27 protein-coding genes and 1 riboswitch are annotated in these 25,527 nt (G+C 33.9%); of the genes, 13 read left to right on the top strand and 14 right to left on the bottom strand.

The genetic code is table 11. The annotated features are described in order from the left end of the window. Positions 1-30 precede the first annotated feature (30 nt). The 5 genes from BT156_RS10275 to BT156_RS10295 all read right to left on the bottom strand — a co-directional run bounded on the left by BT156_RS10275 (position 31) and on the right by BT156_RS10295 (position 4,481). Complete coding sequence (locus BT156_RS10275) at positions 31-261, bottom strand: hypothetical protein (protein WP_072409808.1); 231 nt, start codon at positions 259-261, stop codon at positions 31-33. A gap of 110 nt (positions 262-371) precedes the next feature. Continuing rightward, positions 372-1,421 (bottom strand): DUF6263 family protein, encoded by a 1,050-nt coding sequence (locus tag BT156_RS10280; RefSeq protein ID WP_072409809.1) that lies wholly within the window; start codon positions 1,419-1,421, stop codon positions 372-374. Between the two features lie 27 nt (positions 1,422-1,448). After that, the gene (gene rlmB / locus BT156_RS10285; RefSeq protein ID WP_072409810.1) at positions 1,449-2,201 is read right to left on the bottom strand and encodes a 23S rRNA (guanosine(2251)-2'-O)-methyltransferase RlmB; all 753 of its coding nucleotides are present in this window, start codon (positions 2,199-2,201) and stop codon (positions 1,449-1,451) included. A 114-nt stretch (positions 2,202-2,315) separates the two neighbouring features. Further along, a complete protein-coding gene (locus BT156_RS10290) occupies positions 2,316-2,789 on the bottom strand; it encodes a DinB family protein (RefSeq protein WP_072409811.1) in 474 nt (157 codons plus the stop codon). Between the two features lie 375 nt (positions 2,790-3,164). Beyond that, a complete protein-coding gene (locus BT156_RS10295; RefSeq protein ID WP_170857295.1) occupies positions 3,165-4,481 on the bottom strand; it encodes a peptide-N-glycosidase F-related protein in 1,317 nt (438 codons plus the stop codon). A gap of 259 nt (positions 4,482-4,740) precedes the next feature. On the opposite strand from BT156_RS10295, the gene BT156_RS10300 reads away from it, so the two are divergent. The 11 genes from BT156_RS10300 (at position 4,741) to BT156_RS10350 (ending at position 15,146) form a co-directional block, all read left to right on the top strand. Then, the gene (locus BT156_RS10300; protein ID WP_072409813.1) at positions 4,741-6,033 is read left to right on the top strand and encodes a hypothetical protein; all 1,293 of its coding nucleotides are present in this window, start codon (positions 4,741-4,743) and stop codon (positions 6,031-6,033) included. Between the two features lie 280 nt (positions 6,034-6,313). Next, positions 6,314-7,321, top strand: a complete 1,008-nt coding sequence (locus tag BT156_RS10305; RefSeq protein ID WP_072409814.1) for an AAA family ATPase — start codon at positions 6,314-6,316, stop codon at positions 7,319-7,321. 5 nt (positions 7,322-7,326) lie between these two features. After that, positions 7,327-7,782 (top strand): GNAT family N-acetyltransferase, encoded by a 456-nt coding sequence (locus BT156_RS10310; RefSeq protein WP_072409815.1) that lies wholly within the window; start codon positions 7,327-7,329, stop codon positions 7,780-7,782. Positions 7,783-7,860: 78 nt separating this feature from the next. Beyond that, positions 7,861-8,724, top strand: coding sequence for a DUF58 domain-containing protein (locus BT156_RS10315; protein WP_072409816.1), 864 nt, complete (start codon positions 7,861-7,863; stop codon positions 8,722-8,724). A gap of 104 nt (positions 8,725-8,828) precedes the next feature. Further along, positions 8,829-9,725: a BatD family protein gene (locus tag BT156_RS10320; RefSeq protein ID WP_072409817.1), complete on the top strand. Its 897-nt coding sequence runs from the start codon at positions 8,829-8,831 to the stop codon at positions 9,723-9,725. Further along, the gene (locus tag BT156_RS10325) at positions 9,718-10,710 is read left to right on the top strand and encodes a vWA domain-containing protein (protein WP_072409818.1); all 993 of its coding nucleotides are present in this window, start codon (positions 9,718-9,720) and stop codon (positions 10,708-10,710) included. The genes BT156_RS10320 and BT156_RS10325 overlap by 8 nt, the downstream gene beginning before the upstream one ends. Beyond that, positions 10,710-11,717 (top strand): vWA domain-containing protein, encoded by a 1,008-nt coding sequence (locus BT156_RS10330; protein WP_072409820.1) that lies wholly within the window; start codon positions 10,710-10,712, stop codon positions 11,715-11,717. The genes BT156_RS10325 and BT156_RS10330 overlap by 1 nt, the downstream gene beginning before the upstream one ends. 99 nt (positions 11,718-11,816) lie before the next feature. After that, positions 11,817-12,563 carry a tetratricopeptide repeat protein gene (locus BT156_RS10335; protein ID WP_072409822.1) on the top strand — a complete coding sequence of 249 codons (747 nt, stop codon included), beginning with the start codon at positions 11,817-11,819 and terminating at the stop codon, positions 12,561-12,563. Further along, positions 12,563-14,299, top strand: a complete 1,737-nt coding sequence (locus tag BT156_RS10340; protein ID WP_072409824.1) for a BatD family protein — start codon at positions 12,563-12,565, stop codon at positions 14,297-14,299. Before BT156_RS10335 ends, BT156_RS10340 begins: the two co-directional genes overlap by 1 nt. Before the next feature lie 44 nt (positions 14,300-14,343). Continuing rightward, positions 14,344-14,946 (top strand): MarC family protein, encoded by a 603-nt coding sequence (locus BT156_RS10345; RefSeq protein WP_072409826.1) that lies wholly within the window; start codon positions 14,344-14,346, stop codon positions 14,944-14,946. 5 nt (positions 14,947-14,951) lie between these two features. Further along, positions 14,952-15,146, top strand: coding sequence for a hypothetical protein (locus BT156_RS10350; protein ID WP_066756330.1), 195 nt, complete (start codon positions 14,952-14,954; stop codon positions 15,144-15,146). Positions 15,147-15,224: 78 nt separating this feature from the next. Here BT156_RS10350 and BT156_RS10355 read toward each other — a convergent pair whose 3' ends face one another. From BT156_RS10355 to BT156_RS10380, 6 genes are all read right to left on the bottom strand, one after another. After that, positions 15,225-16,199: a chorismate-binding protein gene (locus tag BT156_RS10355; RefSeq protein ID WP_072409828.1), complete on the bottom strand. Its 975-nt coding sequence runs from the start codon at positions 16,197-16,199 to the stop codon at positions 15,225-15,227. Positions 16,200-16,397: 198 nt separating this feature from the next. Further along, positions 16,398-16,826 carry a PaaI family thioesterase gene (locus BT156_RS10360; protein WP_072409830.1) on the bottom strand — a complete coding sequence of 143 codons (429 nt, stop codon included), beginning with the start codon at positions 16,824-16,826 and terminating at the stop codon, positions 16,398-16,400. 80 nt (positions 16,827-16,906) lie between these two features. Beyond that, a complete protein-coding gene (locus BT156_RS10365; protein WP_072409832.1) occupies positions 16,907-17,500 on the bottom strand; it encodes a 1-acyl-sn-glycerol-3-phosphate acyltransferase in 594 nt (197 codons plus the stop codon). A gap of 298 nt (positions 17,501-17,798) precedes the next feature. After that, complete coding sequence (locus BT156_RS10370) at positions 17,799-19,517, bottom strand: PspC domain-containing protein (RefSeq protein ID WP_072409834.1); 1,719 nt, start codon at positions 19,515-19,517, stop codon at positions 17,799-17,801. A 10-nt stretch (positions 19,518-19,527) separates the two neighbouring features. Then, positions 19,528-19,857 (bottom strand): PadR family transcriptional regulator, encoded by a 330-nt coding sequence (locus tag BT156_RS10375; protein WP_072409836.1) that lies wholly within the window; start codon positions 19,855-19,857, stop codon positions 19,528-19,530. A 212-nt stretch (positions 19,858-20,069) separates the two neighbouring features. Beyond that, on the bottom strand, positions 20,070-21,410 hold the full coding sequence (locus tag BT156_RS10380) for a cytochrome P450 (protein WP_083582333.1): 1,341 nt from the start codon (positions 21,408-21,410) through the stop codon (positions 20,070-20,072). 119 nt (positions 21,411-21,529) lie between these two features. On the opposite strand from BT156_RS10380, the gene BT156_RS10385 reads away from it, so the two are divergent. Then, entirely contained in the window at positions 21,530-22,219 is a 690-nt protein-coding gene (locus BT156_RS10385; protein ID WP_072409837.1) for an XAC2610-related protein, read from the top strand. A gap of 2 nt (positions 22,220-22,221) precedes the next feature. Next, a complete protein-coding gene (locus tag BT156_RS10390) occupies positions 22,222-22,812 on the top strand; it encodes an HD domain-containing protein (RefSeq protein WP_072409839.1) in 591 nt (196 codons plus the stop codon). Between the two features lie 183 nt (positions 22,813-22,995). Here BT156_RS10390 and BT156_RS10395 read toward each other — a convergent pair whose 3' ends face one another. The 3 genes from BT156_RS10395 to BT156_RS10405 all read right to left on the bottom strand — a co-directional run bounded on the left by BT156_RS10395 (position 22,996) and on the right by BT156_RS10405 (position 25,238). After that, positions 22,996-23,379 carry an acyl-CoA thioesterase gene (locus BT156_RS10395; protein ID WP_072409841.1) on the bottom strand — a complete coding sequence of 128 codons (384 nt, stop codon included), beginning with the start codon at positions 23,377-23,379 and terminating at the stop codon, positions 22,996-22,998. Between the two features lie 114 nt (positions 23,380-23,493). Beyond that, positions 23,494-23,672: riboswitch (cobalamin riboswitch) on the bottom strand. 72 nt (positions 23,673-23,744) lie between these two features. Further along, positions 23,745-24,545 carry a hypothetical protein gene (locus BT156_RS10400; protein WP_072409843.1) on the bottom strand — a complete coding sequence of 267 codons (801 nt, stop codon included), beginning with the start codon at positions 24,543-24,545 and terminating at the stop codon, positions 23,745-23,747. 30 nt (positions 24,546-24,575) lie between these two features. Beyond that, positions 24,576-25,238 carry an ATP-binding cassette domain-containing protein gene (locus BT156_RS10405; RefSeq protein WP_072409845.1) on the bottom strand — a complete coding sequence of 221 codons (663 nt, stop codon included), beginning with the start codon at positions 25,236-25,238 and terminating at the stop codon, positions 24,576-24,578. Positions 25,239-25,527: the final 289 nt, after the last annotated feature.

Here is a 25,527-nt window from a genome sequence, read left to right on the forward strand (position 1 = left end):
GTTATTATCTTTTATTTTCTTGGGTAAATTTTACCTTTTGTCTTTATTTTCTTTTACCTCTTCATAATCCACGGTTTCTGCATCCCAGTGGATCTTTGGGCTTATATCCTTGTTCGAACTTTTGATATCCTGCTGATTATTATTTTGTTTGATATTTTTAAACAAATAACTGTAGAATGTTTTAAAAAATAATCTTTTCAAAATATTCCAGACAAAGAAAATAATAATAGCGGTGAGTACTAACTCAAGAATAAACTTCATAATATTTTTATTTAAGATTCTAAGTTTAAAGCTAAAGGTTTGTTGAGGTTTATTTTAATTACAAAAAGCACTCAAGTTCTCCAACTCTCTATCCTAAAACTTACTTCATTTTATTTTGCAGAAGGATTTACCATTACAGAAGATTTAGAAACACTTTTCATAGACTGAGACTGTTTTCCGTCTGAAATTGTTTCGATCTGAGTAGTCTCTACATTAATTTTCTGGTTGGTGATCCATCCTGTACTTTGATCAAATTTGATGGTTCCGTTCTGGACAAGTTCGCTGCTTAAGCTATGCGTGATCTTATCCTGAGTTTTTTTCTCCGTTTTCTTAGGAATTCCGCCTGTTACAGAAATTTCTGCAATACCGTTTCCTACACTTTTCAATACATAGTTTGAAGTCACTTTAACGGCTCCGCTTGCGTCTGCATTTTCAGAATTTGTCCATTTTTCACCAATTTTAGCTCCTTTTTTAGGGATAATTGTTAGGTTTTTGTTGAACTGATCTTTTAATACCTTTTCGTTAAAGCTTTGTTTAAGACTTGCAACAACGCTTTCTTTTTGGTTTTTATCTTTAATAAGAGTTCCTACAGCATTCGAAACTTTCGTGTAAACCGCATCGAAACCTGTAATCGAAAGTACATTTCCTTTCGTATCCATTTTCATGTTCAGTTTGTTGCTTGTAAGAGCTTTGTTGATATTCCAGATCATTTTCAGATCATCCTCTTTTGGAATCGGAAGTTTGGTATCTACTACAATTGTTTTTCCGTCAGAAGTCTGAGAATTTCTTTTTCCGATAAGGTTAAGAGTCAAATCATAAACATTTCCTTTGATGTCATTAACGGTGAAAGTCATTTCGTCAGTAGATTCACTTGTTCCGTTAATAGATTTTCCTTGAGGATCTGTCATTGTTTTTACATCTCTTTGGTACGTTGTAAGGGGATATGTTTTCCCTTTTTCAAGCTTAAAAGTTTGAGTGTAAACACCTGCAGAGTCCTTAATTGCAGGGTTTTCTGCAACTTTAGCTACAGAATCAGCAGGAACTTCAACAGTAACTGTTTTTCCTGTTTTCGGATCTACTTTTGTTACGGTTGCTGTTTCTTTTTTACAAGAAACTAAAGCTATAGATGATATTAGCGCAAGCGCTGCAATATTCTTCATTTGAATTAATTTTGAATGTGTTATCGATTAATTTACTTTCATTAATTTCTGTCTTGTTGCTTCATATAAGATCGCTCCACAGGCAACAGAAACGTTTAATGATTGTGTTTTTCCTTCAATTGGTAATTTTATTTTTTCGTCTGCATGATGCAGAACTTCTTTAGAAATTCCGGTTTCTTCGTTACCCATTACGATGGCACAAGGCTCCGTAAAACTTACATCATAGATCAGCTTTTGAGCTTTTTCGGTTGCTGCAAATACAGAAATTCCACTTTGTTGAAGATAATCTACAACGTGAGCTAAATTTGGTTCTTTACAGATTTTAATATTATAAAGGGCTCCTGCAGACGTTTTTATAGCGTCAGAATTGATAGGTGCGCCTCCTTTTTCAGGAATAATAATAGCATCAATTCCTACACATTCTGCAGTTCTGCAGATTGCTCCGAAATTTCTAACATCAGTTAACCTGTCCAATATCAATAAAAATGGAGTTTTTCCTTCTTCAAATAATTGAGGAACAACATCTTCCACTCTATGAAACGGAACATCCGAAATAAAAGCTACAACACCCTGGTGGTTTTTTCTTGTAAAACGATTCAGTTTTTCAACCGGAACGTAGTTAGGACGTAATTTATTTTTAGCTAAAATTGTTTTCAGTTCGGCATAAATATCACCTTGCAATGCATTTTGTACAAAGATCTTGTCAATAGTTTTCCCTGCTTCAATAGCTTCAATTACGGGACGAAGCCCGAAAATAAAATCGTCTTTTTTATCTGTCATTTTAATAATTTAAATAGTGAATCGTCAAATATCAATTTTACTTTGTAGGACAATTTATTATGCTTTAAAAATTAACATTTGAGAATTGACCTGCACCGCAAAATTCACTTTTAACTACCTTCCTTTTTCTCCTAAAATTGCTCTTTTCTGTGCCATTGCATAGCCATAATGCAGGCTTTCATGCATATTGTTGAATATGATGGCATCCTGTATGCTTTTCAGATCCATCCCAAAACTTGTGGTGTAGGGAGTGTAGTCTGAGAAGAAATCGCTGTCATAATCTTTCATTAAGATCTTTGAAGTTTCGGTTAGTAAAAACTCAAGATCTTCCACCTCAGATTTTTGTACATTTAAGTTCGGAAGGGTTCCTTTCTTATATGTTTCGATCCAATATTTATCAATTCTGAAAGGATTTCCGCTTAGGTAATAGTGCAAAAGCTGCTCTGTAGCAACGGTATGCGCAATATTCCAGTAAATGTTATTGTTAAAGCCATCCGGAATCAGCAAAAGATCTTCATGAGATGTATTTTGCAGGATATCCAGAAGGTTTTTTCTCACCTGTCTGTGGGCTTGAAAATGATAATTCATTTTACAAATTTTTTAATCACCAAAAATAGTTTAATAAACTGGAAGTGACAATTTTTAAATGTGAGATTAAGGTTAAAATTATTTAAAATACTATTTTAAAAAGTAATAAATGTTAAAAAAGGCATTCGTTTTTCTTTTGTTTAAAGGAAAGTCTTTGTTAAAATAATTGATTTTGGGAAGTGTATTTCTTTTATGGCTATTTTAATATGACTTCGAAGCTTGAGTTACCGTGGCAGATATTTTTAAATATGAAATAGGGTTGAAGTTGATTGGCAATGTAATATATATTCAAATTTTATAAAAGTAAAAACCTCCTGCGAAAATATTCGAAAAGAGGTTTTTTTAATTATTTTTAACAGAATATTCGTATTCTTTTTATTTTTTGATGATTTTGTGTTTGAAAGATGTTCCGTCTTTTAATACAATATTCAGAATATAAATTCCTGTGTTGTATGAAGAAATATCGATCTTATTTTCTTTATATTTTTCAACTAATTTTCTCCCATCTATGCTAAATAAAGTTAGAGATATTACGTCTATTGGAGATTTAATATTGACAAAATCAGAAGTTGGATTTGGGTAAATACTTACATCTGTTGTTTTAATATCATTTACATTTAAATTGACATTGCTTTTACCCTGCATATAAACAGATAAATATACATCTCCCTGTTGCTGGTTAAAAACAGCGCTTGGTATTGTATGTTTTAGGGTGTGATTTCCTGCGGTCAAGTTAGGCAATACGAATCCTCTGATAGGAACAGAATTACCCGGACACCAGTTATTCCATGAAGTCCAATCGGCAAAAGTTTTCGGAGTTGTTCCGTATATTCCGTTACCTTGTGTATTGTATACTCTGAACGGTTCGCACGAGATTCCTCCGGGAGTGTATGTAAGCACTTGTACATCATCTATGTACGTGTAGTTTTGTCTTCTTACATATTCTTCACCACCGCTGTTTGCGCCATGAGGTGTTGATATTACAAAAAAGCGGGCATCAGTAACGGGATTGGGTAGGTTGAAATTTACAATTCTAACGGTTTGACCGGCAACATCTGTACTATTATAATTATTGATTCTGCTGTAGCTCAACAGAGGAGTAAGGCTATTGTAATCCGTAGGTGTTGCCCCTGCATCTGTTGAAAAGAAAGTAAGAGATCCGGAAAAAACATCAATTCTGCCGGAACATCCCGCAACCTGTGTTTGTGCTGCATAAGGAACACCAAAAACGTCCAGTTCCATATATATATCGTAAGTACTGCGAAGGACAGAATCATGAAAGACGCTGTATAAATTACTCAAATCATAAGTGTAAGGAACTTCCGAAGGAGTGCGGTTTTTGTTCATAAAAGGAGTAATGTATCTACCAACTTCCATTCTTTTTACATTTACATCGTCTAAAGTATAGGTAGCCTGATTTTTAGGAACTAAGGCTAAGAAAACTTCTCCCAGACGGTCATAATTGTCACAAAGAGCGCCTATGGAAACTCTCATGGCAATTTTAGCTTTAAAAGAATTCAGTTCCGCATCTGTAAGTTTTCTTGCATATCTTGTGTTTCCAAGTCTTATCAGACCTGTAGGAACAGGATCAGATACCGTTGCTGCATAGCCATCATAATAAACTGCTTGTGAAATCACGTTTACCATTGTTGTGGTTTGTGATTGAAGAAGTCCTGCGAAAAAGAGACTCAAAAAAAATAGCTTTTTATACATGTAATTGGTATTTGTTACAAATGTATTAAAATATGTGCTTAAATTTGATGTTTATAGATTGATTTTTCAAAGTAAATAATGATTTATTGATTATTGTATAAATATTTAAAGTAATAAAGTTAATATGTGTTTAAAATATTATCGGTATTACTATATGTGATTAAATAATCAAATTTATTATAAAAATTAAAACTTTAGTATTAAATTAGCACCATATTCCATATTGAATTTATTAATTATGAAAAGAATTTTACTTTTATCTTTGTTATTGATATCGTTGGTGTTTAATGCCCAAATAAATATAAACATTGGAAGTACAAATGTGGGAACTGCTCCGGTAAGCAGTTTTTTTTCCTATTCTTATGTTCAGCAGATCTATCCTAAACAGGAAGTAAATGCGAATGCTGCAGGAAATATTACAGGTCTTACGTTTTATATAGATCCGTCTTCAACTATTTCTGATTCTTCAAATTGGACTGTTTATTTAGGACATACAACAAAAACAGCTTTCATATCCGGTACGGATTGGATTCCTTCTTCACAGCTCACGCAGGTGTTCGCAGGAACTGTTACTAAAAATAATAATAAAGTTGAAGTTACTTTTACAACGCCTTTCACTTATAATAATACAGATAATTTAGTGATCGCGGCAAAAGAAAATGCTCCGAGTATCGATATTAATAATTTTGACGAGGCATTTAAGGTTTATCCACATCTTCCATATTCTACTCTTTATTATAAAGGTGATGGCGCGGTTATTGACCCGGCTTCTCCTCCGGGTGGAATAAGAGCAGATTATAAATCAGCGGTAACGATTTCAGGATTAACGCCTAGGTCTACACCTGCTTGCCCGTTTGTTTTGTATCCGACGAATAATGCTCAATTAGTTGCTTTATCACCCAATATTAAATGGTTTCCTGTTTCTGGGGCAGACTCTTATAAAATTTCAATAGGAACAAGCTCGGGCAGTACAAACGTAATCAATCAGGTAGTAACAGGGACTGATTTTACTCCATCAACTCCCCTTAATTCTAATACTAATTACTATTTGAAGGTTAGTGCAGTTTCTGCCGGAGTTGAATCTTCAGGCTGTACAGAAGTTATTTTTAAAACTATTCCTCCTGTGCCCGTAAATGATGTCTGTTCAGGTGCTTTATTGGCTTCTGCTTTCCCTTATTCATACACGCAAAGTGATGCTGTTTCTGCAACTAATAATGCAGGGAATATAGCAGTTTGTCCTGACGCAATGAACGATGGAACTTGGTTTAAATTAATAGGAGATGGCAGTCAGTATTCTATTAAAGTGACTATGCCCGGCGGAAGTACTTTTGATCCTCAAGTAGATGTGTACAGTGGCACTTGCAGTGCTCTGGGATGCGTCGGTACGATGGATAATGGCGGTGCTGCTGCGACGGAAACAATTACCGTTCCAACAGTGGCAGGAACAGAATATTATATCAATGTAGGATCTTACGAAGAAACAATTGATGTTCCGGAAGATGTATTTACCATTACCATTACTAAACTTTAATAGATATTTATAGCTTAGATTTTATAATTAAATAAAAAAATGGCACCATGAAATTTTTATAACTAAGAATTTCATGGTGCTTTTTCTGTTAAGTTACAATGCTTTTTAAAATAGGCAAACTTAGTTCTCAAATGGATTATATAAATTAAAACTCAGTTGATTAGCTGAATATCTCATAAATCCTCAGAATATTTAACAAACTTTAACTCAAAAATGGCATTTATTGTGTTGATTAATGCAAGTATTTATTAGAAATTTACAACTTATTTTAATTTAAACTATGTCAGATACAACATATCAAGCAGAAGACATTCGTCAGTTGACGGAAAAGATAAAAGAACAAAACTATTTATTTTCACTTCTGAGACAGGAAATCAACAAGGTTATCATTGGTCAGGAATACATGATAGACCGTCTTTTGGTAGGTTTGTTAGGAGGCGGGCACGTTCTTTTGGAAGGGGTTCCCGGATTGGCAAAAACGTTAGCTATTAAAACGTTGGCGGATGCTGTTCATGGTGAGTTTTCAAGGATTCAGTTTACACCCGATCTATTGCCTGCAGATGTTGTAGGAACAATGATCTATAATATCAAAGAGAACGATTTTTCTATAAAAAGAGGGCCTGTTTTTGCAAATTTCGTACTTGCAGATGAGATCAACCGAGCTCCTGCAAAAGTACAGTCAGCTCTTTTGGAGGTGATGCAGGAAAAGCAGGTGACAATTGGTGATGAAACGATGAAGCTTCCAAAACCGTTTTTGGTATTAGCAACACAAAACCCAATCGATCAGGAAGGTACGTATCTTTTACCGGAAGCTCAGAGCGACCGTTTTATGCTGAAATGTACGATAGATTATCCTAAGTTTGAGGATGAAAGAACGGTAATGAGAATGGTCTCTACTTCTCATCAACCAATAGTAAAACCTGTGGTTTCTCTGCAAAATATTATAGACGCCAAAGAATTAATCAATCAGATTTATTTAGACGAAAAGATCGAAAAATATATTCTGGATATGGTTTTTGCAACCCGTTATCCTGAAAATTATGGTCTTTCTGAACTTAAAAATTATATCAGTTTCGGCGCATCTCCAAGAGCATCTATTAACTTAGCAATTGCCTCAAGAGCCTATGCATTCTTAAAAGGAAGAGCTTTTGTAATTCCTGAAGATGTAAAAGAATTGGCAAAAGATGTGTTGAGACACAGAATTGGATTAACATTCGAAGCTGAGGCAGAAGAGATTTCTACAGAAGAAATTGTTAACAGAATTTTAGCGAAAATTCAAGCTCCTTAATTTTAATGGAAGAAATTATTATCAGAAAAGCAGTTCAGGAAGATTGTGCTCCGATGTTGGAGTTAATTAAAGAATTGGCTGACTATGAAAAGGCTTTGCATGAAGTTACCTTAACGTTAGAACAATTTACTGAAGACGGTTTCGGTAAGTCTCCGGTTTGGGGAGCTTTTGTAGCTGAGTTTGAAGGACAGATTGTTGGAATTTCATTGTATTATGATCGATATTCGACCTGGAAAGGAAGGAGATTATATCTGGAAGATCTGGTTGTGACGGAAAAACTAAGGGGAAAACAAATCGGGAAGAAATTATTTGAAGCCACCTTAGAACACGGAAGATCAAATCAATACAGCGGAATGGTTTTCCAGGTATTGAATTGGAACGAACCAGCTATTAATTTCTACAAAAAATACGAACCTAAGTTTGATGATGAATGGTTTAATGTTTCAATTGAATTTAAATAAGCTGGAAGATTGTAGCTGGATGCTGGAAGTTTTAAGAATGCAAAAACACGCAAACTCTAACACACTCAAACGCAAAACATGCAGATAAAAGATATTGTAAAAAAAGTAAAGCAAATAGAAATCCGTACTCGCAGGAAGACGGAAGCTACTTTGATGGGACAATATCACAGTGCTTTTAAAGGGCAGGGAATGACTTTCTCGGAAGTCCGTCCGTATCAGTTTGGCGATGAAATTCGAAGAATTGACTGGAATAAAACCGCCCGTTTCCGTGAACCATTCGTAAAAGTAATGGAAGAGGAGAGGGAACTGACGATGATGATTTTGGTGGATATTTCAGCTTCAATGGATTACGGAACGAAGACTCAGCTGAAAAGAGAATATGTTGCAGAAATTGCAGCAAGTTTAGGTTTTTCGGCAGCGGGAAATAATGATAAAGTTGGTCTGATTTTATTTGCTGATAAAGTGTATAAAGTAATTCCGCCTCAAAAGGGTAGGAAGCATATTTTGTCGATTATCAGTAATATTTTAACGGCTGATTATGTTCCGGGAGTCTCCAAAATTGATAAGGCAATGGAATATATGATGGGAATTTTTAAAAGAAAATCGTTGGTTTTCTTATTCTCGGATTTTGAAGATGAATACGATTCTAAAATGCTTCGTGTCGCTTCAAAAAAACACCATTTGCTTGGAATGAGAATTTATGATGAAAAAGATAATGAAATTCCTGACGTTGGATATGCGCTCTTGTATGATGCCGAAACAGGAAAACAGGTTTGGGCAAATACTTCCAGTGCAAGATGGAGATATACTTTTGCAGAAGCGCAGAAACAAAAAGTAAGAGCGTTGGAAGATGATTTCGCCAACAGTTCGGCCTCTTTTATGAATGTAAATACAGGTGCGGATTATTCAAAATTATTGTATAGTTATTTTCAGAAGAAATAATTGCATCAATAGGAACGGGTATATTATCCTGAGCGGAGTCGAAGGAAGTTCGTTTAAATAAATTTTTAAAAAAATCAATTGGCTTTAGCCAAAACTTATAAAAGTTGAAAAAATTACTATTTATACTATGTTTTTTAGTCTGTGCGAATGCTTTCTCACAGATACTTTCTTCTAGTCTTGAGAAGAAAACGCTTGCTTTGGGAGAGGTAAATTATATTGTTGTGACAATAAATAATCTTCATAACGAAACGGTTGTAGCGGCTCCCAAAAACGAATTATTACCTTTCCATTTTGAAGAAATTAAAGATAGTATTGCACAGAACCCCGATATCTATTATAGAAAGATTGAATTTGCTGTTTATGAAGAAGGAAAATTCACTATTCCTGAATTAGAATTTAAAGTGGGAGGTAAAGTTTTAAAAACAATTCCTTACGAAATTGATGTCATGAATACTGCTCAAAAAGACGATCAGATCAATGATATTATGCATAATAAGGAAGTTAAGCTTGAGGCAAAAGATTATTGGGAGCTTTACAAATTTTATATTTTGGCAGCTTTGGCGATTATTGCTTTGATTATTGCTGTTATCATGTATATGAAATGGGGTAGAAAATCGAAAAGTTCTCCGGCTGTGGCAACTAATCAGACCTTGAAGGAATTGGATTCTCTTAAAAAGAAAAAATACATTGAAGAAGGAAATTATCGTTCATTTTATGTTGAATTGATCGAAATTTCAAGAAAATTTATCACTAAACAATACCATTTGCCTGCAGATGTTTTATTGACGGATGATTTAATAGATTTAATGAAAAAGAACAATACGATCTCTCTGGAAAACGAAAAAGTGGTTGAAGATGTATTTTTAAGAGGAGACTTGGTGAAATTTGCCAAAACTTTCCCTGATAAAGATGCTATGGAAAAGGATTTTGCAGACGTAAGAGAATTTGTGAAGAGATCATCAAAGGATTTAGAATTCGAAAACTTAAGAAAGGATGTTTAATTTTGAATTTTATAGTCCGTGGTTTTTACTGCTTTTTGTGCTGTTTATTCCTCTTTTTATCAGAGATGTAAGCAAACAGAAAAAGAAAGGTATAAAAGTTCCTACCGTAAAAAATATGGAAGGAAGCAGTGGAATTGTAGCTGTACTTTTTTTACTGAAAATCTCCAAATATCTTATTCTTTCCGCGTTGATTATTGCGATGGCGAGACCACGAACATTCACCGTTTCTCAGGATAGAGACGATACAAAAGGAATTGATATTATGCTGGCCGTCGACGTATCATTGAGTATGCTGGCTAAAGATTTAACGCCTGATCGTTTAACAGCACTGAAAGATATTGCTATAAAATTTGTTGAAAAACGTCCGAATGACCGATTAGGTTTGGTGACTTATTCCGGTGAAGCGTTTACAAAGGTTCCTGTAACGTCTGATCATCAGGTTGTAATTGATGAATTAAAAAATCTAAATCCACTCGAACTTCAACCGGGAACTGCAATTGGCGAAGGACTTTCTGTTGCAGTAAATCACCTCAGAAACAGCAAAGCCAAAAGCAAGATCATTATTTTAATGACGGATGGCGTCAATACTATTGAAAATGCGATGCCCGCTCAGGTTGCTGCTGAATTGGCTAAAAATAACGACATCAAGGTATATTCTATCGGAATTGGAACAAACGGATATGCGTTAATGCCTACTCAACAGGATATTTTCGGAGATCTGGTCTTTACAGAAACGGAAGTGAGAATTGATGAAGACCTTTTAAGAGAAGTGGCACAAACGACGAACGGAAGATATTTCAGAGCTACCTCAAACAGTAGTCTGGAAGAGGTTTATAATGAAATTAATCAATTGGAAAAATCTGATATCAAAGTGTCTAAGCTTTACAATTATCAGGAATATTTTAAGATTTTCCTTTGGATTGCTTTAGGAATGTTAATTATTGATGCCTTGCTGAGATGGGTATTTTATAAATTTTTAAGCTGATGGATTGGTATTTAGGTAATTACTGGTATTTATTGTTGCTGTTGCTTTTGCCGCTGTTAGCTATTTTATTGATTCGTTTTCTGAAATGGAACAATAAAAGGAGGAACATTTTTGCCGACAGTCAGTTTCATGAAGAATTGTTCGAAAAAAGATCAGGATTTGTTAAAATTTTTCCCGCTCTGTACCTTTTGGGAACATTATTTTTAATATTTTCCATTATTGATTTATTGAATGGTTCGGAAGAAGTAAAAAGCAATCAAAGGATGAATAATGTGATCTTTATGCTTGATGTTTCCAACTCTATGAATGCGGAGGATATTAATCCGAGTCGTTTGACAGAAGCGAAAAACCTGATGATCAACACGATGCAGAAGATGAAAAGCGACAAAGTCGGGATTGTGATATTTGCAGGAGAATCTGTTTCCATTATGCCGTTAACAACAGATTATAGTTCGGCCGAAACGTATGTCAATGCTATTGAGACCAATTCTATGCAGATTCAGGGAACTGATTTCTTAAAAGGAATGCAGGTTGCGGTTGAAAAATTTAAAAATGTAAGCAAGGGTTCAAGAAAAATCGTTTTATTGAGTGATGGCGAAGATAATGAAGGAAACGATAATGCAGCTATAAAACTCGCTAATAAAGAAGGAATAATGATCACTTCAGTAGGGATTGGTTCTGATGAAGGAGCGCCCGTTCCGGAATATGTTTTTGGACAATTAATGGGTTACAAAACAGATCAAGCCGGAGAAACGGTAATTTCTAAAAGACAAACCGAAGCCTTGAAAAAAATGGCTGAATCCACAGGTGGAAGCTATATTGACGGAAATAATATCAATGAGGCGCCAAGCAGAATTGCAGATGCTTTGAGTAAAAAAATGTCTTCTTCTGATACATTGGTTAAATCTCAGAATGCTAATCATTATTATCAATATTTTTTGGCTGTTTCAATACTTTTCTTCTTTTTAATTTATATTTTTAATCCTAAAAGAGATTTTAATGTTTAATATTAGTAATTGTCTTTGAAAAGTTTCGATACCACTTTAACCCAACTTTAACAATTAAGACACTGTTTATTAACATATAAAGGGATAATTTTGCACATAATGAATACTAAAATCATTTTTTTATCGTTTATAATTGCTTTTTCGTTTTCCAGCTTCGTTTTCGGGCAGGAAAGCTATAGGACTTTGGTCTATGAGGGCAATCAGAAATTTAATGGTAAAGATTATGATGGAGCATCTTCTAAGTATATGGAAGCTATAAAATCTAATGAAAAGGATTTTACGGCACACTATAATTTAGGAAACGCTTTGTATAAAAATAAAAAATATGATGAAGCAAAAGCTGAGTTTGAAAAAGCACAACAACTTTCTCAGACAATTCCTGACAAGGCAGCCGCTCTTCATAATTTGGGGAACACTTATATGCAGATGAAACAGCCTGAGAAAGCGGCCGATTATTATAAGAAATCCTTAAAACAAGACCCTTATAACGAAGCAACAAGAAAAAATTATGGAATTGCCAAGTTGAAGGAAAAAGAAAACCAACAGAAAAAAGACCAGCAGAATAAGTCAGGCAAAGGCGGCGGGGGTAAAGACCAACAGAAAAATGATGATCAGAAAGGCGATACCAAAGATCAAAAACAGGATCAGGGTAAAGGCCAGCAAAATCAGGGGGAAAGTCAGCAGGGAAATGATCCGAACCGGAAGCAAAATAATGAAGGTAAAATGCCAAAAGATCTTGAAAACGCAATATTAGATAAAGTAAGCGATAAAGAGAAAGAAACCGCCAAAAGGATTTTAAATAAAAATTCTTATTCGATGCCTCAAAGCAACGAGAAAGATTGGTGATGCAACAGAAAATTATTTACATATTATTTATCCTTTCTTCCGTAATTTCTTACGGACAGGTAAGTATTAATGTAAATCCTGATAAAAATGATTACTCAGGAAAAGATGTTGTAAACCTTACCATCACGCTGGAAATGAATGGTAGCGAATATAATCAGCAAACGCCAATTCGTCTTCCGGATCTGTCAAAATTCAATATCATCGGTTCCGGATCTGTAAATAATACGTACATAGATCCTGCAACCAACACTGTAATTACACAACGAGTTTCGCAACTTGCGCTTGAACCTAAGCAGAAAGGTAAAATCAAGATCGGTTCTGTTTTGGTTACGGTTAACAATAAAATTTATAAAACTGAACCTTTCGATATCTTGGTAAAAGATGTTGAAAAGAAATCTGTAGCCAATGCTTCCAACGATGTTTATCTGAACATGGAAATTGAGGACAGGGACGTTTATCAGGATCAGCCTACTGTTGCTGTTCTGAAAGTATATTCTAAAAATATGGATAACTTCAGAAAAGTAAAGAATATCCGTCTTCCTGAGCAGGATAACATTAATGTACATCCGGTAAATTTCACGAAATCCGAGATTGATCCTTCATCCGGATACGGAAATATGGCTTCACAGGTTTTGGCTGTATTTATGGTGTTTCCAAATGAAGCAGGATATGTTGAAGTACCTTCTGTTTCGGCTTCCGTTAATACTTATTCTAACAAAAATAAAATAGTTTCCAATAAGGTTAAACTTAATGTAAGAAAGCTTCCTGAGGGTTCTCCGGAGTGTTTTAAAAATGCAGTCGGAAACTTTAATGTAAGCGTTTATAATACTTCAAAAGAAAAGGTTGAGGTTAAAAAACCGATTAACGTCGTAATAAAAGTTTCAGGAGAAGGGAATTTGTCTGATATGGAACTTCCTAAGATCGTTGAATCTCCGGATTATGAGATTTTTGCACCTAAAATTACTTCAAATGTAGCACCTGGAACTACCGGAATTAAAGGTGAAATCTTGGCTAATTATGTTGTAATTCCCAAAAAGGCAGGTGATATTCTTATTAAAACAGAACCGTTCGCTTTCTTTAATCCGGCAAGTAAAGAATATACAGATCTTGGTCAGGAAACGTTAGCCGTGAACGCGTTTTCTCATGATCAGATCATGGAAGCTAAAACCACGGTTGAAAAGGTAAATGAATATACCAATAACTTTTTAGAAACCGTAAATACTCCGGTTTTAAAGACAACTTCATTTAAAGTTAAAGAAAAAAGTAAATTCAATTGGGGGATACTTTTAACCAATATTATCATTTTATTAGGATTATTTATTACCTATCTTTTATTTAAGACTTGGCAAAAAAAACGTACATTAGTTAAAGAAAATATACCTTCAAAATCTTTAGGTTCTGTAGCGGAAACCGAAAATGAAATAAGACAAAGCTTAAAAACTGATATTAACGATTATTTCAGTTATTTAGAAAATCTTAAAGATAATGAAGATTATCAGAAGTTCTTTCAAACCATAGATGAGATGGATTATGAGGTTAGAAATCAGTATTTCCAAAGTTCTGCAGAAGATTTCAGAAAGTTTCTGGAAGGTTATAAAGGTTCTGCAGTTGCCGAAGAATACAGAACTCTTTCGCAAAAGATACAGATTGAGAAGTATGCCCCTGTAAAATCTTATGAGGGAATGGATGAACTTTTGAAGGCAATTGTTAATTTGTATTCTCAGATTAGCAAATAATCAATTTTTTTTCATATTTTTGCGAAATTTTTAATTACAAAAAGATGGAAGTTTTTAATGATTTTTCTATAAAAGAGATTGTTACCTGTTTTATGGTTCTTTTCGCTGTAATCGATATTATCGGTTCTGTTCCCATTGTTGTAAGCTTACAGCAGAAATTCGGGCAAATTGAGGCAGGAAGGGCTTCTATTACTGCCGGAGTTATCATGATCATATTTTTATTCGTAGGAAATAAAATCCTGAAATTGATCGGAGTAGATGTAAATTCCTTTGCTATTGCCGGAGCTTTTGTGATTTTTATCATAGCACTGGAAATGATTTTAGGTATTGAAATCAATAAAACGACGGAAGCAAAGGCTGCATCCATCGTCCCTATTGCGTTTCCGTTGATTGCGGGAGCCGGAACTTTAACAACTACGTTATCGCTTAGAGCTGAATTCCATGATATTAATATTATTTTGGGAATCGTTCTCAACACAATTTTCGTATATTTGGTGCTGAAATCAGCAAAATGGCTGGAAAGGAAAATGGGAGAGGCTACTTTGTCTATCTTACAGAAAGTTTTCGGGATCATCCTTTTGGCAATTTCAATTAAATTATTTACAGCAAACTTTGCACAATTGGTGCAGAACTATATTAATTTTTAAGAATCATGCAGAAGTTTTATAAAGTATTTTTAGTACTATTCATCGTGTTTATAGCCATTAATCTTTATGCTTTAGACTGGCAGTCGGATGTTTTATCTGAGGATAATCTGAAGTTTGTATTTTCAATTGCTTCGGCCGTTATCGGGCTTGTGTTACTTTTTGTGTTAAATACATGGAGTAAGATCGGATTGAAAAAATAATCTTTAACATTATTAAAATATATAAACCTCTTAAATCTAATTTAAGAGGTTTTTCTTGATATAAAATCACAAAAATGACTAAAAAATAACCAGATTCTTCAAAACGGCTTCAGATTTTAGTTCGGTTTCAACCCACTCTTTTTCGGGATTGCTTTGAGCGGTAATTCCGCCACCTACAAAGAGATGAACAGCATTTTGATGTAATTTTGCACAACGAAGATTAACGAAAAACTGAACGGTATCTTCTGTTTCAATCTTGATATAACCCGCATAAAATTCGCGCGGAAATTTTTCAATCTTTTGAATGTTTTCTTTACAAAAATCTTTTGGGATCCCGCAGACAGCCGGAGTAGGGTGTAGTTCCTGAATAAGGCGATCCAGATCTTCAGGTTGTATTTTTGCTTTAAAATCTGTTCTTAAATGTTTGATATTTCCTGAAATATGATCGTGAGTTTTTGACTCTTCGACTTCGCTCAGAGTGACATATTTAGTTAAGATATTTTTAATATAGCTTGAAACCGGCTTTTGTTCCTCAATTTCTTTCTCAGACCATTCCTCTGAGACGGGTAGAGTGCCCGCCAGGCTCATTGTTTCAAACTCGTGAGTCGTTTTGTTGAATTTCCCTAAGACCTCCGAAAAAGCGCCCATCCAGGCGTTTTCACCATTATTAAAAATGTATCTGAAAGCGTTTGGATATGTTTTACATAAATTGTTGAAGCTTTCTTTTAAATCAATTTGATTAAAATCATTAAAAATTTTCCTTCTCGAAAGGACTAATTTTGGTAAATCATTTTCATTAATGACTTGAATGACTTCTTTTAATTTTTGTAAATATTCATCTTTAGTTTCAGCGATGAAATTACTTTTATCTTCCGGTAAAGAGTTGCTTGTAATGGTTTCTTGGTTAAATTTTTCCTGATTGATTTCAATAATATTTCCATCAAAACTAATCTGCCTTAATCCATCAAAAGAATGAAAGTTGATTGATTTTTTATCTGTTTTTTCATCTGTTGAATACAGTTTTTCGTCAAAAGGAAATTTGAAATAAATCATGAATTAAATGCTTTTCGAAAATCATTATTTGGAAATCATATAAGAGATTCCGAGATTGATTTTTCTTTCTGTAAAGGTATTATTAGTCTTAAATATGTCAAAATTTAAGTGGACTTTTTTTAATGATCATTAAGGGTTTTATAAAATAAAAAAGGCCCAATTTTTTTTTGAGCCTTGTATTTTAATTTTAAATAGATCTTATTTTAAAAGGATATTGTTGGTCATTGTTGTGTGATTGATCAACACGCCTTTTTCATCACGAATTTCAATTTCAGAAACGTGCATTGTTTTTCCTTTTCGGATAAATCTTGCGACTGCCGTTACGAGACCGTCTTTTTTACTTTTTAAATGATTGGAATTAATATTAGTTCCTACGCCATAATATTTACTGCCATCAATGAAGATGTTGGACAGGCTTGAGCCCATTGTTTCGGCCAAAACACAGCTTGCGCCCCCGTGTAAAATCCCAAAAGGCTGGTGAACTTTAGGCTGAACAGGCATTGTTGCTGTTAAAGTTTCATTTTCCAGATCGATGTCGATGAATTGTATTTCTAATGTTTTAGCTAAAGTAACATTGTTTCCCCAACTGTTTAAAAACTGTAATATCTCTTCTTTAGTTCGTGACATACTTTATAAATGATAAGTGATGATTGATAAATGATATTTAATGAGTAAGTATAAGTAATTTTGCTCCTAACTCCTAACTCCTAACTCCTAACTTCATCAGTTCCCATAATATTAGGATTCCAGTTTTCCGGAATTTTTGGGACGATATCATTTTTGATGTAATAATCCTGTATTTCTTCCATAATTTCAGAAAAAGGAGCGGAAGCTATTCTTTCGTAAGGAATGGTATAACCAAGATAGACAATATTTCTTTTAAAATCCCCAGCAGCAAGCACGATAGGAACTTTTGCAGCCAAAGCCATGTGATAAAAGCCTTTTCGCCATTTCGGAACCCAGCTTCTGGTGCCTTCCGGAGTAATTACAAGGCTGAAATCTTCTTTTGCAAACTGATCTGCAACGAATTTCACCAAATCATTTTTCTGGCTTCTGTCGATACCAATTCCTCCCAAACTTCTTACTACACTTCCATACCAAGCTTTTGTGTGGGCGTCTTTAATGATTATTTTTAAAGGTTTCCCCAAAGACCAATAGGCAAGATTTCCTAATAAATATTCCATGTTGTGGGTGTGTGGGGCTACAACAAGAATACATCTGTCCAGACTGTTTACGTCGCCTTGCAAGACGACCTTCCAACCTAACATTTTTAACATCAATTTGCCAATCAGTTTTTTCATATAGTTTGAATTAAAAACAAAAAAGTACAACCAATAGGTTATACTTTACAAATATATTGAAATATTATCGCTCTTAAAACAAACCGCTGATTAAATCTACGATTTTCATTACTATTTCTAATGCTAATTGAACCATTTGTAAGTGTTTAGATTTGGGTTATTAATTGTTTACGAAGATAAGATAATTTCTTGATATGCAGAACTTAAATTTAGTTTTTTTGTTTTTTTTGAGAGAAGAAGAGTGTGAATTTCAAACTGTTGCTTTCCATTCACACCTTCAGCCACTCTCTGCAGTTTATTATTTGGTTTTGATAGAAATCTCGTTTTTTCCGTCATTTACTTTGATGTCAACATCACCTTTCATCTTTTTGATGTTTGTTTTCATTGAATCAATTACTTTGTCAGCTTGGTTTGCAGGAACTTTTTTCCCGTTAATGATCACGCTGTCTTTATCGTCAGAGCTGTATTCGATGGTAGAACCGTTTACAGAGATCTTGTTTTTCTCGATTCTGATGTTTCCGTTGTCGTCGTCATTATCTTGATCGTTGTCGTTCATTCCGTCTCCGTTCAAATCTCCGTCGAAGTTAATTCCGTCTTTCTTTACAGGGATTACGATTGTATTTTGAGGAACTACCAATTCATAACCAATATTGTAATCTCTGAATCTGTGTTCGTAAGGGAACTTGATGTAGTTTGGAAGGATAACTTTATTGTTAACAATTTCTACAGGAACGCTTACATTCAATGGAAGATTATAACCTTTTGCTTCTTTTTTAATGATTAAATAAGGAGTTTTAATATCAGCTTTTCTTGTTACGTCTACATGAATCCAGTCTTTTTCATATACAGATACTTTGTCAGAATAAAGATCATCATCATAGCCTGTAAAGTTCTGAGGGATCGTAATTTGTTTAAAGTCTACATAAATACTGTCTGAAGTTGTATTGATAGAAACTTCCTCTGTATCTTCTTTATGACCTTTTAAGAACATTTCTTTTTTAGCCATGCTGATTCCGAAGTAAGTAGAAATTGCGATCAATCCAAGGAATAATGCTCCTAAAACCCATCCTGTATTTCTTAATTTCGTTTTTGGAGAAATTAATTTAATACTTAACAATGCGAATATCATTGCAGGAATTAAGCTTCCCAGAACGATCATTGCCATGATCACATATTTCATTCCGTCGTTATCGAAATAGTAATTCATTTGACTGATTGGAGGGAAATCACTGTTTCCCATAAATCCGAAACCTACAAATGAACCGATAAGGCAACCAAAAGCCATTAAAGCGAAGATTCCTCCTAAAATATATCTTATTACATTCCAGATACCGCTTCCGGCATTGTTGATGTAAGGTTTGCTTTCGATATAGATTTCTCCGACCCTCTGAGTAGATTCATTAGCGAATTGTACTAATTTATTAGACTCATTCTTAAGATTGTCGAAGTTCATAGGCTTTCCCTTCATTTTCAGGAAATCTGCTGCAGTTTCTGCAGTTGGTAAAACGATCCAAAGAATGATGTAAAGTAATACCACTAATGAAGAAGAAATTGCTGCTGTAAAGATCCCAAGGATGAAAATCCCTAGCCAGATCGCTCTCATCGCCGTAATATCCATTCCAACATAATGAGCTAAACCTGCGCAAACACCTGCTATTTTTTGTCTTTCAGGATCACGGAACAGTTGTTTTTTGTCTGTGTATTCCGTACCTGAAGTGTATGTTTTTTTAGTGTTTTTTTCAGAATAGTAAGCTTCTTCCTGCTCTTCGATCTTTTCAGGAGTACCGATCTGAGCAATTACTCTTTCTACATCGGTATCATTTACCACTTCACGTTTTCCTAAAGAATCTCTGAAAATTTCAACCATTCTTATTTCTATGTCATGCATTACCTCGTCCGCTTCTGAAGCATCCAAAGAGCTTCTCAGTGCATTAAGATAATCGCTAAGCTTTATATATGCGTGTTCTTCTATTGTAAAAGAGAAACCTGCGAGTCCTATTGAGAGTGTCTTGTTCATAGCTTTGTTTTTAAATTTTTTGAGTGATTTGGTTTACAGAATCTGTTAATTCTTTCCAGGTATTTTGAAGTTCGTCCAAAAACAATTTGCCTTTTTCTGTTATTTGGTAGTATTTTCTGGGAGGTCCTCCTGTAGATTCTTCCCATCTGTAAGAGAGAAACTCTCCATTTTTCAGTCTTGTTAAAAGAGGGTAGAGGGTTCCTTCTACTACATCCAGCTTTCCTTTTTTCAGTTCATCTATTAGGTCGGAAACATACATTTCGCGGTGATTGATGAGACTTAAAATACAGAATTCCAGAATTCCTTTTCGCATTTGCGCTTTGGTATTTTCGGTATTCATCTTTAATAAGTTTTGTTAATTAGTTATATCCAATCAGAATAAAATTCCTAGCTAGTTGAACCTATTCCGATTTTACATTACAAAGATATGTAATTAAAATGGTAATATGCAATACAAAGTAGTGGAAAAATATAAATAAATAGTATAACTAATTGAAAATCAGTTTAATTATTTTTAATGATGAATTTTCAGAATTGAATGTTTTGGAAAAATTAAGTCAAATTATTGATAATTTTACCTTTTAAGCTGACAGGTCTTAACGTAACAAGAGCTTTTTTCTCTAATTTTTTCTGATATGATATAAAAGTGAATCTTTTGTAGAATTTACGGACGATGAGAGCCATTTCCATCATGGCAAAATGCTCACCGATGCAAAGGCGAGGGCCGGCTCCGAAGGGATAGTAGGCGAAATTTTTAGAATTTTCATCCTCAAAACGTTCAGGAATAAAGGAATCCGGATGCTCCCAATATTTTGGATTTCTGTGAAGTCCGCTGATATAAAGGATGATCAAAGTACCTTTTGGCCACGAATATTCTTTAAAACTGTCATCTTCTAAAGCTTCACGGTCGATTGCCCAAGCCGGAGAATGTAAGCGCATAGCTTCTTTAATAATATTGACTGTAAATGATTTCTTCATTAAATTTTCTGAAGTAAAAACCATTTCTCCCTCATTTCCTATTTCTTTTTTTAATTTTTCCTCAGCTTTTGGATTTTGACTGATTTCAAAAAATATAAAGCTTAAAGCATTGGCAGTCGTTTCATGCCCTGCAATGAAGAGAATAAGCATTTCATCAACCAATTGTTCGTCCGACATTGTCAGTTGCGTATCTTCATATCGTGTCTGAATCAACATATCCAAAAGATCGCTCTTTTCCTCTTTTGAAGTTCTTCTTTTATCTAAAATACTTTGGATGATCGCTTTTGCTCTTCTGCTTTTTTCAATGTTTTTTTCAATAACACCGAAAATATTTAAGATATTGGTATAAAAAGGTAGACGCACTTCTTTAGTAGAAACCTCCTGAACTTCTGTGATTATTTTGCTTAACTCATTCACCGTATTTTCATCAACATCAGAACTGAACAGAGTTTTTGCAACAATATTAAAAGCCAGCGAATGAAAAAAATCATACAGATCTACCTCAGATTCAGTTGTAAATGATTCAAGAGATTTATCAATTTCTTCTTCCATAATAGAAACAAGGTTGGCGATTTTAGCCTTACTGAAACCCGGCTGAATGAGTCTTCTTTGTTTCAGCCAATCCTTTCCGTTGTTCGTCAAAAGACCTTTTCCCAGATATTTTCCTAAAGTGACGGATTGTATTTCAGATTTTTGATAATTTTTATGATTCTGTTTTAAAATATATTCAACGAACTCTTTATCCTGAGAAAAGATGAAATTTTTATTGGTAAAACTAGCTTTAATATAATAATTATCGCCTACAGACAGATGGTTTCCGCTGATGACTTCCAATGGATGGTTAAGCCCTTTAAATAAAGAATATAGCTTTCTTTTTCCCTTAATTTCTGCCGGATAATTAAACTCTGGATGCATGTGAAATATTTCTACTAAAAATACAATTAATCTCTTACATAAATGAGCTTTACAATCAAAACTCTTATTTTTGCAATAGTGTTTGGTTGAAAATTCAATTAAATATTTAAAACAGAGATATGATGAATTCCAGATTTTTACTACCGTTTGCCCTTTTGGGAGTTGCTGCTTTTGGACAAAAACAATTTGAATTAAAAGATGCATCCAAAAATTATGAGGTAAAAATTAATGTTGAAAACTGCGAAAAAGATGAATGTAAGGGAAAAGGTATTATTGAGCTGATTGATAAAAAGACTTCCAAAAAATTTCAGACTTTTACTTCTGACGATCTTAATTTTTATTTAAAGGCAGACCAGCAGCTGACAGCCAATATTATCCAGTTATATGATGAGCAAAGTCCGTTGATTTTTAATGATTTTAATTTTGACGGAACAGAAGATATCGCAATAAGAAACGGAAATGAAAGCAGTTACGGAGGCCCGTCTTATGAGGTTTATGTTTTTAATTCCACTAAAAAGCAATTTATAATAAGTGAAGAATTGACAAGTCTGGCATATGAAAATCTCGGAATGTTTCAGACGGATCCTGAGCGAAAACGTTTAATTACTTATTCAAAATCAGGTTGTTGCTGGCATCTTATGACAGAATATGCTGTTGTACCAAAAAAAGGTTTATTGAAAATGTATGAACTGGAAGAAGATGCAACGGGAGGAGATGAAATCGTAAGAGTGACGAAAAGAGAATTTAAAAATAATAAATGGGTTGCCAAAACCACAAAATATCCAATAAATCAATATTATAAAGATTAAAAATGAAGATTCAGAAAGAGATCGATTTTATTTTAGCCGTTGATGCTTTAAAAAATGTACAGAGAAGAAATTACAATGCCGATGATTCTAGAAGAGAAAATACGGCTGAACATTCGTGGCAGATCATTATTTTAGCCCAGATCCTTTTTCCATATGCGAAAAACAGGGCAGATGTTGATTTGTTAAGAGTGATCAGAATGCTTTCCATTCACGATTTGGTAGAAATTGAAGCCGGAGATACTTTCCTGTTTGATGAAGCGGCAATGGTCGGGAAATTTGAAAGAGAAAAACAATCAGCTCAAAATATTTTCGGAATTTTGGATGAACCATTACGCACCGAGTTCTTTAATCTTTGGCTTGAATTTGAAGAAGAACAAACTCCTGATGCTATTTTTGCCTGTGCGATTGACAGAATTATGCCTTTCATCTTAAATTCGCACACATCAGGAAAAAGCTGGACAGAAGCCGGAGTAACAGAAAATCAAGTGAGAAATATGCTCGAAAATGCCATCAGCAGAGCTTCGGATGAAATGGGAGAGGCTTTTCAGTATTTGATGATCAAGAATTTGGAAACTGAGAAGGTTGTGAGATAATTTTATACTAAGAATTAGGATAAATAATCAACTTTAACATCATTTTTGTCATTCCCGCAGTGAATCTAAATCCACTTTTTAGAGATGTCTTTAGAATGATAAAGCAATTGTGATTTAAGTTTTTTTATTGAAAAATTGAAATAGGTTTCGGCGGCCAAAGGCCGCCGAAACCATAAAAAGTATTTATAATATTTGAATTGGTTTTTTAAATTCATCAATCGCCACAAAAGTAAAATCACCTACAATCGCTCTTTCTCTTTCATAAGAATACATTTGTTCCGTGTAGATCTCTACATTTACTTTCATACTCGTTGTTCCGACGTGAGAAACTTTGCCAATTAACTCGACAATAGTTCCTGCAGGAATTGGTCTTTTAAAATCAATTTTATCACTGCTTACTGTAACCACTCTTTTTCTGGCAAATCGGGTAGCGGTAATAAATGCCACTTCATCCATCAGCTGCATCGCGGTACCTCCGAAAAGAGTATCGTAATGATTGGTTGTATTAGGGAAAACGGCTTTAAAAATGCTGGTTTCGGATGCTTTAATTCTTTCTTCTGTAGTCATATTTCATTATTAATTAAAGCGAAAAGAAAGGATATTAGAACAAACAGAAAATGACAGGAACATAGAAATTCCTGAAAAAAACTATTGATCAATAAACTTCAGATCGCGAAAGTTTTTGTCTTAAAGAAATAGGCAGGTCTCCTGACTTGTAACATCTTTATCTCCTTCCCATGCCTCGCACAGTGGATTTTTGATAAAGACTTTCGTTACTTACAGTTGCGCGACAGTTCGTGATTTTCACACGATTCCCTTTTAATCTGCAATTAAGCAGAACCAGTTTCTGAAAAGCAAAATGCCATCAGCTAGAAGCCAAAGCAGAATAACTTTTCGGTGCAAAAATAAGGATTATATGAAAGATAAACGAATTATTCCGGATTATTATAGATGATCTGGCTGATAACTTTTCCTTCTTTGATTGTCCAAAGCGTAGTGTAGCGGTTTTCTCCAGAACCATTAATCATATAAAGAAAAATATGATCATTATCGATAGAAGTCACTCCAACATTATTGAAATCCATTGTTGGCTGGAATAAATTTTTGATGGCTTCTCTTACAAAAACAGAACCTCTTCCGGGTTGTTGAATTCTGATAGATTTAATTTCTGTCATGCCTTCAGGAAGTTCGTTACCGATTCCCCAAGGTTTTACTTTATCAATGGTAAGAATTTTTCCGTTAGCATCTTTTTCCTTTTTACGGTAACTCGCGTTGGATGGATAAACGTCAATAATCACTTTACTCCTCTGGTTAGCCGGTATTTTTGGGTCGGTGTTATCTGTGAAAATAAGCGATTTTCCGTTTTTGGATTTGGAAGGCGTGTAAGGCGGTAGCTGATCGATGTAAGCAATACGATCTTTATTCACCATACCTTCTTTATTTAAAGAATCATATCTTACGAAAGGTTTTTCAGTGTCATCTTTGTCAGGATATTTGATCCAGATCCATTCTGTTTCTCCGGGAGCCGGTTTCACATACACAAAAACATCTCCTCGGCGCATACGGATTTTATCTACAATTTTTCGGTAATTATCTTTAGCAACACGTACCATGGCATAGCCTTCTTCAGCTTTTACAACTCCAAAAGGAACTTTATTTTGCCCTTTCATTAAGCTTAAAGAAAAAACACTGAGAATTGATAAATAAAATACTTTTTTTGCGGAAATCATCATGAAAAATTTTTGACTCTTCAAATATATAAATTAAATGCTTTTCGGGAGGTATTTAAATAATTGCAATTCCTTGATATCTTTTATTTTTCTTACATAAGTGTTGGAGATTAGATATATTTCATCTGAAATGTCTAAAACATCCTGATAATTATGATCTGAAATAATGAAGCCTTTTTCCTTTGAAATTTCTTTAATTATTTTTTTGAGTTCAGTAGCTATTTTTGGGGAAAGACTGTGAAAGGGCTCATCTAATAAAATAAAATCTGATTTGGAATGAATAATGAGTAAGACTTCAATAATTCTTTGTTCACCAGTGGAAAGATTTTTTGGTGTTTCGTTTAAAAAGGGGTGTATTAATTCTAAGTTATGGAGCTTTTCACTATTTTCTTTATTGCAGAATAGATTGATGAGGTTTTTAATCTTGCTATTTTTTGGTAAAAATGAATATTGGGGAAGATAAGAGATTCTGTTTTTTCTATCCCATTGATTGTTAAGAATAACCGTGTCGAATTTAATAAATTGAGTTTCCCCTTTTAATGTTCCGAAAATTATTTGAAATAAAGTAGATTTTCCGGAACCATTACTTCCGAAAAGCCCAATGATTTTTCCTGTTTCACAACTCAAGTAGACATCTTGTAGTATTTTTTTAGTTCCGAATGTTTTTGTTATACTGTCAATATGTAGTTTACTCATAAATATACGGATGTGAATTTTATAACAATGCTTATTGATAAGGTTAATCCCCAAAGAAATATTCTTGAAAATCCGAAATTGGCGTAAAAGTGATATTCATTTTTAAGCCTTAATTCATAAATGAAAAAATGAAGCATTGGAAATAATAAAAGAAAACATAATCCAAAATTTTCGAAATTTAGATGTGTTGCAAAAGCAATTAATAAAGAAAATAATAGGGTCGGAATTAAAATTTTCACATAGAATATTCCAAGGATTTTAGCATTTTCAAGCATAATTCAAATATAAT

Origin of the sequence: Chryseobacterium limigenitum (assembly GCF_900114875.1) — a bacterium.
Taxonomy (GTDB): Bacteria; Bacteroidota; Bacteroidia; order Flavobacteriales; family Weeksellaceae; genus Chryseobacterium; species Chryseobacterium limigenitum.